Annotated in this window: 12 protein-coding genes; 3 read left to right on the top strand and 9 right to left on the bottom strand. The window is 42.9% G+C overall.

All coding sequences use genetic code 11. The features are described from left to right. Nucleotides 1–72: 72 nt before the first annotated feature. Together N6H18_RS11935 and folK are read right to left on the bottom strand one after the other, a co-directional pair. Nucleotides 73–825: a sulfite exporter TauE/SafE family protein gene (locus tag N6H18_RS11935; protein WP_262308504.1), complete on the bottom strand. Its 753-nt coding sequence runs from the start codon at nucleotides 823–825 to the stop codon at nucleotides 73–75. A gap of 3 nt (nucleotides 826–828) precedes the next feature. After that, complete coding sequence (gene folK, locus N6H18_RS11930; RefSeq protein ID WP_262308503.1) at nucleotides 829–1308, bottom strand: 2-amino-4-hydroxy-6-hydroxymethyldihydropteridine diphosphokinase; 480 nt, start codon at nucleotides 1306–1308, stop codon at nucleotides 829–831. 78 nt (nucleotides 1309–1386) lie between these two features. On the opposite strand from folK, the gene sppA reads away from it, so the two are divergent. Both sppA and bioB read left to right on the top strand, forming a co-directional pair. After that, a complete protein-coding gene (sppA, locus tag N6H18_RS11925) occupies nucleotides 1387–3141 on the top strand; it encodes a signal peptide peptidase SppA (RefSeq protein WP_262308502.1) in 1755 nt (584 codons plus the stop codon). Nucleotides 3142–3199: 58 nt separating this feature from the next. Beyond that, nucleotides 3200–4207 carry a biotin synthase BioB gene (gene bioB / locus N6H18_RS11920; RefSeq protein WP_262308501.1) on the top strand — a complete coding sequence of 336 codons (1008 nt, stop codon included), beginning with the start codon at nucleotides 3200–3202 and terminating at the stop codon, nucleotides 4205–4207. A gap of 143 nt (nucleotides 4208–4350) precedes the next feature. On the opposite strand, the gene N6H18_RS11915 is transcribed toward bioB, so the two are convergent. Together N6H18_RS11915 and N6H18_RS11910 are read right to left on the bottom strand one after the other, a co-directional pair. Beyond that, nucleotides 4351–4953 (bottom strand): class I SAM-dependent methyltransferase, encoded by a 603-nt coding sequence (locus tag N6H18_RS11915; RefSeq protein WP_262308500.1) that lies wholly within the window; start codon nucleotides 4951–4953, stop codon nucleotides 4351–4353. 362 nt (nucleotides 4954–5315) lie between these two features. Continuing rightward, nucleotides 5316–6221 (bottom strand): NAD(P)/FAD-dependent oxidoreductase, encoded by a 906-nt coding sequence (locus N6H18_RS11910; RefSeq protein WP_262308499.1) that lies wholly within the window; start codon nucleotides 6219–6221, stop codon nucleotides 5316–5318. 174 nt (nucleotides 6222–6395) lie between these two features. On the opposite strand from N6H18_RS11910, the gene N6H18_RS18755 reads away from it, so the two are divergent. Further along, nucleotides 6396–6770 (top strand): Fur family transcriptional regulator, encoded by a 375-nt coding sequence (locus tag N6H18_RS18755; protein ID WP_262308498.1) that lies wholly within the window; start codon nucleotides 6396–6398, stop codon nucleotides 6768–6770. Nucleotides 6771–6975: 205 nt separating this feature from the next. On the opposite strand, the gene N6H18_RS11900 is transcribed toward N6H18_RS18755, so the two are convergent. From N6H18_RS11900 to N6H18_RS11880, 5 genes are all read right to left on the bottom strand, one after another. Further along, entirely contained in the window at nucleotides 6976–7545 is a 570-nt protein-coding gene (locus N6H18_RS11900) for a hypothetical protein (protein WP_262308497.1), read from the bottom strand. A gap of 3 nt (nucleotides 7546–7548) precedes the next feature. Then, entirely contained in the window at nucleotides 7549–8355 is an 807-nt protein-coding gene (locus N6H18_RS11895; RefSeq protein WP_262308496.1) for an N-acetylmuramic acid 6-phosphate etherase, read from the bottom strand. Between the two features lie 136 nt (nucleotides 8356–8491). Continuing rightward, on the bottom strand, nucleotides 8492–9328 hold the full coding sequence (locus N6H18_RS11890) for a BadF/BadG/BcrA/BcrD ATPase family protein (protein WP_262308495.1): 837 nt from the start codon (nucleotides 9326–9328) through the stop codon (nucleotides 8492–8494). Nucleotides 9329–9383: 55 nt separating this feature from the next. Then, on the bottom strand, nucleotides 9384–9617 hold the full coding sequence (locus N6H18_RS11885; protein WP_262308494.1) for a cytochrome b5 domain-containing protein: 234 nt from the start codon (nucleotides 9615–9617) through the stop codon (nucleotides 9384–9386). 60 nt (nucleotides 9618–9677) lie between these two features. Continuing rightward, a complete protein-coding gene (locus N6H18_RS11880) occupies nucleotides 9678–12083 on the bottom strand; it encodes an endonuclease MutS2 (RefSeq protein ID WP_262308493.1) in 2406 nt (801 codons plus the stop codon). Nucleotides 12084–12087: the final 4 nt, after the last annotated feature.

Below are 12087 nucleotides of genomic sequence, written 5' to 3'. Positions count from 1 at the left end.
ATCATTTCTTTGTTTTCAATTATCTAACATGATTACAAGCCAAACCAAAAAACTAGCAACCCAGAGAACTATTTATGAAAAGAACCAAAGCTTGATAGCCATACCAGATACAGCGACGATTAGAAAATAGCGAATCCACTTGTCTCCCTTGGCGACACTCCACTGACTCGCGGACCATCCTCCCAAAGCTGACCCAGCCCCTAGCGTCAAACCAATGATCCAATCAATTTGTCCCTCCCAGATAAAAACAATCAGTGAAAAGAAAGTATAAACCAAGGCGACAAATACTTTGATACTATTGACTTTGACGAGGCTCATTTTGTTGACCATGCTGAGTACCGCCATGATCACAAAACCTATTCCTGCATGGATAAAACCTCCATATATGCCAATAAAGAAGAATAGAATGATGCTGGTGATTCGCTTCTTTTTGGACATATCCTCTTCTATTCCTTCTCTGGATTTGGCTGTCCCAAAAAAAGTCATCAGCAGTACGACCACCATCACAATAGCCAATATTCTATTGAATAATTCTGCACTGATATCTATGGCGACTTTGGCACCAATGATCGCACCGATCACCGAAGTGATCGACAGCCATATCGCAAAAGGGAAAGCAGAAACACCTTTGCTCTTGAATCCCTTCACCGCAAAGACATTTTGCATAAAAATACCTACACGATTGGTACCATTGGCGACTGACGGAGGCAACCCCATGAAGATCAAAACAGGCAGTGTCAGCAAAGAGCCCCCTCCTGCTACGACATTGATAAACCCACACAAAACACCAACCCCAAAAACCAATAAATAATGATAAACCTCCATTGACTAACAAACTTTAACTTCCAAACTGTCACCACACACATCGAGCAACTCTCTTTGAGATTTCCCTATTTCAGGATGCACCCAATCTGCGGCTATCTCCACCAAAGGAACCAAAGTAAACCTTCTATTTTGAATCTCAGGATGCGGGATTTTCAAATCTTCGTCATCAAGTATCAAATCATCATAATACAACACATCTATATCAATAAGACGCTGTCCCCATTTCTCGAAACGCACCCTGCCCAGATCCCTTTCTATGGACAGACAGCATTGCAGCAATTGAGCGGGGGTTTTGTCAGTATAGACCTTCAATACCTGATTGAGGAAATCATCTTGATCCTCCTTTCCCCAAGCAGATGTAGTATAAACCGATGAACTTGTAATAACAGGACCAATTTGGCTACTGATGTGATCAGATGCAAGGCGCAAATTGGTAACTTTATCACCCATATTGGTACCTAGCAGCAAGAAGCATACACTCATGAATATTATTTTGTATTTTTAATCGTGTGAAGCCGAAATGAATAGCTTTGCAATATCAGAAATTATTGAATCAAACATATGAATTTTTTTAAATCTGTACTCTCGACCATCGTCGGACTCTTCGTTTTTAGTCTGATTGCAGGACTGTTTTTCTTCTTCACCATTGTTGGAATCATAGCATTGAGTTCTGAACAAACACCTGAGGTAAAACCTAACTCTGTCCTCTCCATCAATCTAAATGGACAAATCTTTGAGCGCCTGGCAGAAGACCCCTTTGCAGAGCTATTTCCAGAAGCTGCCGACAACAAATTGGCGCTACTGTCAGCCATAGAAGCAATAGCTGCTGCCAAAGTAGATGACAACATCAAAGGTATTTATCTCAAGCATGGCAGTATATCAGGTGGGTATTCTTCGTTTCACGAACTCAGAACAGCCCTTGAGGATTTTAAAGAGAGCGGAAAATTTGTCTACAGCTATGCGGAATACATGACAGAGGCTAACTATTACATTGCGTCGGTTGCAGACGAGATCTTCCTCAATCCTGCTGGTGCGATGGAGTTAAATGGCTTGAGTGCCAATGTTTCTTTCTTCAAAGGTCTATTGGATAAACTAGAAATAGAAGCCCAAATTTTCCGTGTAGGAACCTACAAAAGTGCCATAGAGCCATTCATCAGAAAAGACCTCAGTGAGGCCAACAGAGAGCAAATGACCTCTTTCGTCAATGACATCTATGACAATTACCTAGTGAACGTCAGCCAGTCGAGAGGCATAGAACTGGAGGAACTCAGAACTATCTCAGACCAGATGGAAGCCAGAGAACCAGAGGACGCACTTGTCATGAAACTCGTCACCGCTGTAGGATACGAAAACAACATGCAAGACAGAATAAAGGAAGCTCTTGGACTGGGTGAAGACGACAAAATCAACAGTGTAAGCCTATCAGGCTATTCCAAATCTATCAGCTCGACCTATTCATCCAACAGAATAGCAGTCATCGTAGCAGAAGGCGAAATTGTCTCTGGCAATGGCGGCACGGACAATGTGGGTTCTGACAAATTCGTCAAAGCCATCCGTGATGCCCGCAAAAGTGACCGAGTCAAAGCCATCGTGATACGAATCAACTCTCCAGGAGGATCAGCATTGGCATCTGACGTGATGTGGAACGAAATCATGCTGACCAAAGCAGTAAAACCTGTGATTGCCAGTATGTCCACAGTCGCTGCCTCTGGGGGCTACTACATGGCGATGCCCTGCGACACCATCGTCGCACAGCCCATGACCATCACTGGCTCCATTGGTATCTTTGGTATGATCCCTAACATGGAAGGATTTCTAGAAAACAAACTCGGGATCACCAATGATGGTGTATCCACTGGTGAATTCTCTGATCTATACAGAGTATCCAGTCCACTCAACGAAAAAGAAAAGCACATCATCCAATCCATGGTAGAGCAAGGCTATGAAACCTTTACCTCCAAAGCTGCACAAGGTCGAAACATGAACATCGACGACCTCAAAGCAGTAGCTTCTGGTAGAGTTTGGACAGGTACGCAAGCCAAAGAAAAAGGCTTGGTAGATGTACTAGGTAGCTACAACGATGCAATAGAAATAGCTGCCACAGCCGCCCATCTAGATGGTGACTACATGGTGACCTACTACCCAGAGCTCAAAAACAAGTGGGAAGAATTGCTCGGATCAATGGCCAATGAAGCAGAAAGTAGAATCCTACACAATAAGTACGGCATCATGGCCGACTACATTGACAAGATAAAAGAACTGGAATCTTACAAAGGTATTCAGGCGAGAATGCCATTTGATTTAGAAATTAAATAGTTTTACAACCAGAAAGCGTTTTACCCTTTTGGGGTCCAAGCATAAAATTTCAATACTAATGATCGCAAGAAACAACTGGACGAGAGAAGAAATCACTGAAATATACAATACACCTGTCATGGATCTCATATACCGTGCTGCCACCGTACACAGAGCCTACCATGATCCCAATGAAGTGCAAGTGTGTACTTTGCTGTCTGTCAAGACAGGTGGCTGTCCTGAAGATTGTGCCTACTGCCCACAAGCTGCCAGGTACCACACGGATGTAAAAGTTGAGAAACTGATGGAAGTAGATACGGTACTCAAAGCAGCTTTGGATGCCAAAGAAGCGGGTAGCACAAGGTTTTGTATGGGTGCGGCTTGGAGAGAAGTGCGTGACAACAGAGATTTTGACAAAGTGCTCGACATGGTCAAAGGAGTCAATAGCATGGGTATGGAAGTCTGCTGTACACTAGGGATGCTGACCGAAGATCAAGCAGAAAAACTCAAAGACGCAGGTCTATATGCCTACAACCACAACCTGGACACCTCAGAGGAACACTACGAAGAGATCATCTCTACACGTACCTACGACGACAGATTGGATACGATCAAAAACGTAAGAAAAGCCAAAATATCGGTTTGCTCAGGTGGAATCATCGGATTGGGAGAAAATCACGACGACAGAGTCGGTATGCTACATACCCTTGCGACTATGGAGGAGCATCCTGAATCTGTCCCTGTCAATGCGCTGGTACCAGTAGAAGGCACACCACTAGAAGATCAGCCTAGGGTATCTATCTGGGAAATGCTCCGAATGATCGCTACAGCTAGGATCATCATGCCCAATGCCATGGTGAGATTGTCTGCTGGTCGTGTCAAGATGACCATCGAAGAACAAGCACTGTGTTTTCTGGCAGGGGCAAACTCTATCTTCGCTGGAGACAAACTCCTGACTACCCCCAACCCAGAAGTAGACAGCGACAAACAAATGTTCCAGACTTTGAACTTGAAGCCGAGAGCGTCATTCAAAGACAAAGAAGCACCCGTAGAATTCAAGCAAATCCCTCAGCACGAGGAAGCTTAATCCATAGCATTTACAATATTGAAAGGGTCAGCACAAGCTGACCCTTTTTTTGTCTTGTAGATTGATCTGACTTTTGCCCATGTGTAAAACTAAGCTGGTGGTACATGCTATATGAATCATACTGCGTTGTGTCCAGCATGCTTTTATACTTTTTGACATTTGATCAGATACATTGGCTGATTTTCATCAATTTCTGTCATTTCGATAAGTCCATACTTTTCAAATTCTTCTTTTACCGATTCCTCGTCGTAATAGAATATTTGAACTCCTTTATGAAATTCATATCGATCTTTACTGATAAATTCGCCTTTTCTAAAATTCGGTGCTTTCTTAGTTATCGCCGTAAAAACCATACATCCATTTTCAGTGAGTTGGTTATAGCAGTTGAGGATGAGTTTTTTCCTTTCTTTATTGTCCAATAAATGTATAAGTGCATAACAATAAACCCCTTCATACTTTTCGCTATCAAAAGGCATATCAGTTACCGAACCGTGATAAATGGTCATTTCAGTTCCATAATGATTTTGCGCGAGCTCAATAGCTGTTTTGGAAATCTCAATCCCAGTTATTGTCATTCCAGTTTCTAAAAATGGCTGGGCATTTCGCCCATACCCAATCCCTGGAATGAGGACCTTCTTTATGGAGTTTTTAATAAAGAAATCTTTTGTCAACCAAGCCGACTTTGCAGGAGCCATGCCCCACATTTCCTTTTTATTGCTAAATGCTTCTTCCCAAAATTCTGCCATTCTACTTACATATTTTATCCTCTAGTATCTCACGTTTTTCCCTCTGCCAAGTAATAACTCGGTAACAGAGTCTGTCTTGCCAATCAAACTCCTAAAACAGACCTGCTATTGTCATGTCCATGTCTTTAACTTCCTTTCCCATTCTTATTGGATGTAATCCCTCATCTTCCTCAACTTGGTTTGTGTGCCACAAGCCAACTACTGCAATCAAGCTTTGCGTCCCTATTAACCCTTAGAATAATTAGGCTCTTACAACTTATTGGTACAAAATGTGATCACGGCAGACAAATTGCTTAACAAAATACAGAGGACGATGTAAGGAATGATTTGAAGGATGTAGATCCAAACATACTTTGACTATATCAAAAATATTCTTGTGTAAGTTCATTGTTAATCATTGCACCTGTTATAGTTCCTCCATACACCGCAGTAGCAACCGAACGCATCATTGAACTGTTGTCTCCACAGGAAAAAATTCCTTCTTCCGAGGTTTTTTGCATCAGATTCACTTCAATATGTCCATGCTCGGTGAGTTTACAACCCAGTTTTTTGGGCAAAGCCGAATTTTGTTCGAATGGAATTGAAGCGTACACACATTCATAATTTTCCACACTACCATCTTTAAAAACTACCCTTTCCACTTGACCATTACTGTGTTCAATCGCTACAATTTTCTTCTCAATGATGTGAATCTTGTGTCGTTGTAATTTTTCAAATTGGTTTTCTTCAAATTCCTTTATCCCTGAAGTCAATAAGGTAATGTCTTTGCTCAAGTTATTTACCAAAGACACAAGGTGATATGCTCTATCTCCATTCGCAATAATGGCTGTCTTTTTGTTTCGTATTTCATAACCGTGGCAATATGGACAATGCACTACCGAAATCCCCCAGCATTCAGAAAAGCCCTTTATATCTGGCATTATATCTTTAATTCCTGTGGCAAGAACCAACTTTTTGGTGGTAAACACATCTCCATTTGAGGTAGTGATTTCAAAACCCTCCGAAATCCTCATCCCATCTATAGCTAGCCCTTCATAAAATTTCACACTGTCATATTTGGCTACTTGGCTTTTGGCGACATGTGAAATTTGACTTGGCGTACTTCCATCTTGGGTAAGAAAATTATGAGAATGTGGAGTCTGACGGTTGCAAGGCTCACCTCCATCTATGACCAAAGTTTTTCGGAGTGAACGCCCTAAAGTTAAGGCAGCGGAAAGTCCTGCATAGCTTCCGCCTATGATGATTACTTCAAATTCATTCTTATCCATTTTCTCATTGTATTTAGCGAAGGGCGGCAAAGGTCTTACTAGTACCAGTCCTACCACTTCAAATAGTTTAATTATTTCTCTTCCCGTCATTGCTACTCATAAATGCGACATAATCGCATTTATGAGTAAATGTAAATGATTTTTTATATTATTGCGAAACAATCGCAATAAAGAATGCAAAGAAGAAATACACCTACCAAGGAAGCTGTCTTAAACCTACTTTTACATTCAAAGAAAGCTTTGAGTCAAGACGCTATCGAACGGCAGTTGGACATTGATATCAATAGAGCAACGATTTATAGAGTACTGAATAGGTTTTGTGAAGATGAGTTAGTTCATAAGATTATAGCTGAAGATGGTAAGCAATATTTTGCCCTCTGCAAAAAATGCGAGAAACCCAAAGCAATGCAGTATCACTTTCACTTTCGCTGCTTATCATGTGACACGATTGAATGTCTAGAAACCCCCGTTCATTATTCTGTCCCAAATGGATACGAAGTTCACAATGCAAATTGTCTTCTGACTGGAACATGTAATGAGTGTTTGTAATTTTACTATCCAGAGCTGTAAATTATCTGGATTATTTGCTATTCTTTCTAACTGAATTTGAGTCCTGCTAGGATACAGATTCCTCTGAAATTTTCATGATCATTTAGATTGGGAATATGGTTAGCATCATATACCTTTTACCAAATCTAGCAGTTCAATTCCTTTTTTGAAACTCTATTTGTGTAGCCATGCCCCGTAGGTGATTTCACATCCCTAGTCTCTTCTGAATCAAGCTATCAACTAGTTGACAGAAAATATCAGGTTTCATGGTGCGCCAGTTGATGATCTCTAGGTTACCGCCAGAGTTGACATAGGTATCGATGTTGTAGAGGTTCATCTCACTGAGTACAAAATCGCGGAATCCGATAGCAGTCACCCAACCGTCTTCTACATCCTCAAACCACTCTTCGTAGTAGCTATCATCAGATCCATGAAAGTTGAGCACATTCTCCCCGATCAATATGTATTTGGTAAATCCTGCTGCCAACAGTTCGTCGACAATGTTGCGCTTCAGATGCATCACGTCATTGTGCAAGGCATCATTCCACTCTCCGATGAACTCAATCACAGCATAGCCCTGTTCATAGTCGAGATAGAGGATTTTGATGTAGAGTGTCTCCGAGCCGATAAAATCCCACCCTGGGTCTATGTAGTAGCCATAGATAGTCTCTGAGTAGAGATCATAGTTGTATTCCTTGCCATGAAAGGGTGAGTATTCATCCTGAGACGAATCATAATACTTCAACCAACCATAGAAGGGCTCAATATTGTGCATGCATCAGTGTGCTTGAAAGTGGTCAATGGCTTGACGGACAGATCCATGCTCCTGAATCATACGCTCAGCTACTTTACGATCTATTTCCATCTCAGACATCAGCATATTGATGGCTCGCTCTACTAGCTTGGCATTGCTGAGTTTCATATCGATCATTTTATTGCCTTTGACATGTCCTAGTTTGATCATCACAGATGTGGAAATCATGTTCAAGACCAATTTGCTGGCGGTACCTGCTTTCATACGAGTACTTCCTGTGACAAACTCTGGTCCTACCACCACCTCTATTGGGTACTTGACCGAATGGGCGATTGGCGAAGCTTGGTTGCATACGATACAGCCAGTGGTCAGCCCCTTTGCCATGGCTGCCTGTACTCCTCCCAAGACATAAGGCGTCCTGCCAGAAGCTGCAATACCAATCAAGGCATCACCTTCGTTTGCACCAAAAGCTTCCATATCTTTCCAGGCTTGATTCTGATCATCTTCGGCATTTTCAACTGCCTTTCGGATGGCTCCATCTCCCCCTGCCATGATGCCGATCACCTGATCAAAAGCCACGCCATAGGTAGGAGGAATCTCTGACGCGTCTACCACACCGAGCCGTCCACTGGTACCTGCTCCTATATAGAACAATCGACCTCCTGCACTCATCTTAGCCACGATCTCTTCGACGAGCGGAATGATCGATGGGATGGCCTTAGCAACTGCCATAGGTACTGTTTGATCTTCTTTGTTGATGGAGGTCAATAGGGCTTCCACACTCATCTCCTGGAGATTGTCGTAATGGGAGGTAGCTTCGGTAGTAGTCATGATTCAAAGGTTATCTTATTCGCTGATTATAGAAAATAATCGTCCTATAAATATCATGCAAAATGACATTATTTAACCTTTCATTCATACGAGGTAGTCCATGATCCATAATCTGTCGACCATCGACGGTTTAATATCACTTGCTATGATACAACGCCAAACCAGCAATTGGGTCTTCACTGATGATTCCAACTGTGATTCCCAATTCAGCACCCACTTTGCGAAGAATATTAGAGAAATAAAAAGCTACCGAACCCGTAAAATGCACTGGTACTTCCTTGTATCCAGTGTATTTGCATACGTTCTCTTCGAAGAATTCTTGAAAACAATCGTAGACCATTTGATAGAAATAGGGATGTTGGATGTGCTGAAAGATGAATTTGGCAAAGCTCGCCAGAAAACGAATCGGCATTTCCCCCTGATAGATACGTTCTAGTATTTCACTCTTGGACAATTGAAATCGTTCATCAAACTTAGCTTTGAGTTCATCGGGCAATTGCTGTTTGAAGTAGCGCTTGATGAGCATCCTACCAAGCATGTTGCCACTCCCTTCATCTCCCAACAAGTAACCCATCGAAGTGACATTCTCCACTATCGACTCTCCATCATAGAGACAGGAGTTAGACCCAGTGCCTAGGATACATGCGATGCCTTTCTGATGGCCACAAAGCGCACGCGCAGCTGCCATTAGATCGTGATTGATGGTAATCGTAGCATCAGAATATAATCTGGAGATCGCATCGGAGATTGTTTCTTTGTTTTTGTCAGACGAACAACCTGCCCCGTAGAAGAATACTTCGGTGATCTTTGCATCCAAATACTCACTCAAACCCTCCTGAATAGAAGCTGCTATGTCGGCACTTTTCATATAATAGGGATTGATTCCCTTGGATACGGCCTGTGAGATTTTTCCTTTTGGATCTATTATTCTCCAAGCAGTTTTGGTTGATCCACTGTCAGCGATTAGCATCATGATTTTTTAGTTCTTGTTCTTGTCCAAATTTCGATACTGATAATTGCCCGATACTTTAATCAGTTTCTAAACGTCCAATGATGGTGAATTTATCAAAAACTTTGTCAGTATGTGGCGCATCTTTGAGTTCTGGCGTCAAATCTTGTCCCGCCCAATGTTCATAATGCTTGCCATCTCGCCAAAGCCTAGAACTGCCTACATCATAGATATCTCCCTTGAAAGCCACCCATATTTCATCTCTGTCCTGACCATTGCGCAAGGCCAATTGTTGGCGAGTATATATTTTCATTTCGTTATTCACTCAAATTTCGATTTAGCCATGAACTGTAGACCGTCGGCTATTAACAAATCAATCCTCCAGCGTCACGACGGTAATCCCCGCACCGCCTCTTTCGATATGCTCGTCTGCTGCTTTGATAATCTTTCGGTTTTGTCTGAGGACATTCCTGACCAAGTCGCGGAGCACCCCATGCCCCTTGCCGTGCAAGATTCTTACTTCATTGTATCCCAGTAGTATCGCCTCGTCAATATAGTCTTCCACTTTGCCGATTGCCTCTTCTGCTCTCACGCCTCTGATATCAAGAGTGATGTTGAAATTGGCCATCTTGGAATTGAGATCAATGCCTGTCATTTGTTTGACACGGTCATCTGTGGTTTGCTTAAACGATTTACTCGATATTTTTTCAATGTCTTTCAGCTTGACACGAGAGGTCAAGCCACCTAGAGTCAGTTCCACCTGGTTGCCTTTGATGGACACCACCTCTCCTGCTGCACCCGACGTGACAATCTTGACCTTGTCACCTACTCTCAATACTGGATCGATAGGCTCAGTGATTTTTACCACCTGCTTTTTTTCCTCCTTCTTGACCGCATCAGTAAGGTGGTCTTTGTGAGTTTTGAGCTGCTCCCGTGCCAACTGCACACGCTTTTTATCAGCTTTAGACTCTTGGATTTGCTTGATGGTAGATTCTACTTTTTTGTTGGAGGCCTCAATGACACGAGCCGCCTCCTTTTTAGCTTCATTGAGTACCTCGGTCTTCTTTTTCTCCAAGTGAGCTTTTAGTTCCTCATAGTCCTTGATGACATCATTGAGTCGCTTGTTCTTGGCCTCTATCTCCTTTTTCTCCTTGAGGATGGTGTTTTTCTCAGACTCTAGTTCACTCAGCAATCGATCAAACTGCACATGTGATACACCGGCCTTTTTCTTGGCTCTTTCGAGCATTTGCTTGTCCAAACCGATTTTTCCTGCTATCTCCAGCGCAAAGGAACTTCCTGGTTTGCCAATCTCCAGTTCGTAAAGTGGTTCAAGAATTTTCACATCATATTTCATCGCTGCGTTGACGATTCCATTGACATTGTCAGCCAACTTTTTCAAATTCCCATAGTGGGTGGTAATTGCACCAAAGGCCTTGGTTTTGGCCAATTCGATCAACACCACCTCGGCAATCGCTCCACCAAATTGCGGCTCGGTACCCGTACCAAATTCGTCTATCAAAAAGAGCGTTTTCCCATTCGTATTTTCGAGAAAAAACTTCATGTTCGTCAAATGCGAACTGTATGTACTCAGATCGTTCTCTATCGACTGTTCATCGCCGATATCTATCAAGATGGAATGAAAGACACCAAATTTGGACTCTTCATCCACCGCGACTGGCACACCACATTGGATCATGTATTGGATCAAGCCGATAGTTTTGAGACACACAGATTTCCCTCCTGCATTGGGACCCGACACCAACAGTATCCTGTCAGATGGGGACAGTACTATATCCAAAGGCTTGATCTTTCTTCCTTGCTCTTTGAGGGCTTGTTCGAGGATCGGATGTCGTGCTTGCTTCCATTCTATCTTCTGCGTCTTCTCCACCACAGGACATAAACAATCAAAATCCTGTGCAAACCTCGCCTTGGCTTGGATAAAATCCAATACGCCCAACATGCGCAAGCCGCGCTCGATATCCTCTCGGTTGAGACGCACCAGGTTGGTCAACTCCGTCAGAATCCTGATGATCTCACGGCGCTCTGCGTACTTCAACTCTCGCAGCTCATTGTTGATCTCCAATGCTTCGGCAGGTTCCAAATAGACTGTCTGTCCTGTAGCAGACTCGTCATGCACAAAACCTCTCACATGTCGCTTGTGCTCCGCCAAAACTGGGATCACTAGACGTCCATCTCTAATAGTCAAGGATGCGCCTTCAGGCGTATAGCCATGATCCCCTGCTTGCTTCAATATCTTGTTGACGGCAGTCCTCGCTCTGATCTGACTCTTGGAGATCGCAGAGCGGATGCGCATGAGCTCTGGACTGGCGTTGTCTCTCAACTCTCCCTTTTCATCGATTTTGGATTCCAAAGCTGCCAACAACTTGCCATCAACTTCGACTCCTCCAAAGCGCTGATACAATACAGGGAAATCTTCGGGATGACTGATGAAAAAGTTATGAATCTTGCCCAGAGTCTCAATGACTGCTTTGATCTCATACAGCTGGTCTATATCCAAGAAACTACCTGGCACCTCTGCCTGTTTGAGATCTGGACTGATGTCACTATATACCGCTGACGGGAAACCAGCTCCACTGGTCAGTATATAAATAAACTCCCTCGTCTGCCCCAGCCATTCGTTGATCTTGTCTACTTGCGTACTAAAACTCAGTTTGTACACAAAATCCTCCCCTAGAGGTCCGAGACAATAGGAAGAGATGATTTCTTTTACCTTGTCAAAACTCAGTTTGAGTTCGATTTCTTTCGGATATAAATTCAAAGGA

It is taken from the genome of Reichenbachiella agarivorans (assembly GCF_025502585.1).
Taxonomy (GTDB): Bacteria; Bacteroidota; Bacteroidia; order Cytophagales; family Cyclobacteriaceae; genus Reichenbachiella; species Reichenbachiella agarivorans.
This window is presented reverse-complemented; position numbering and strand designations above follow the sequence as displayed.

What these genes read in the sequence shown, in the direction of transcription:
- N6H18_RS11935 (WP_262308504.1), bottom strand. Translation starts at nt 825, where the DNA reads ATGGAGGTTTATCATTATTTATTGGTTTTTGGGGTTGGTGTTTTGTGT.
- folK (WP_262308503.1), bottom strand. Translation starts at nt 1,308, where the DNA reads ATGAGTGTATGCTTCTTGCTGCTAGGTACCAATATGGGTGATAAAGTT.
- sppA (WP_262308502.1), top strand. Translation starts at nt 1,387, where the DNA reads ATGAATTTTTTTAAATCTGTACTCTCGACCATCGTCGGACTCTTCGTT.
- bioB (WP_262308501.1), top strand. Translation starts at nt 3,200, where the DNA reads ATGATCGCAAGAAACAACTGGACGAGAGAAGAAATCACTGAAATATAC.
- N6H18_RS11915 (WP_262308500.1), bottom strand. Translation starts at nt 4,953, where the DNA reads ATGGCAGAATTTTGGGAAGAAGCATTTAGCAATAAAAAGGAAATGTGG.
- N6H18_RS11910 (WP_262308499.1), bottom strand. Translation starts at nt 6,221, where the DNA reads ATGGATAAGAATGAATTTGAAGTAATCATCATAGGCGGAAGCTATGCA.
- N6H18_RS18755 (WP_262308498.1), top strand. Translation starts at nt 6,396, where the DNA reads ATGCAAAGAAGAAATACACCTACCAAGGAAGCTGTCTTAAACCTACTT.
- N6H18_RS11900 (WP_262308497.1), bottom strand. Translation starts at nt 7,545, where the DNA reads ATGCACAATATTGAGCCCTTCTATGGTTGGTTGAAGTATTATGATTCG.
- N6H18_RS11895 (WP_262308496.1), bottom strand. Translation starts at nt 8,355, where the DNA reads ATGACTACTACCGAAGCTACCTCCCATTACGACAATCTCCAGGAGATG.
- N6H18_RS11890 (WP_262308495.1), bottom strand. Translation starts at nt 9,328, where the DNA reads ATGATGCTAATCGCTGACAGTGGATCAACCAAAACTGCTTGGAGAATA.
- N6H18_RS11885 (WP_262308494.1), bottom strand. Translation starts at nt 9,617, where the DNA reads ATGAAAATATATACTCGCCAACAATTGGCCTTGCGCAATGGTCAGGAC.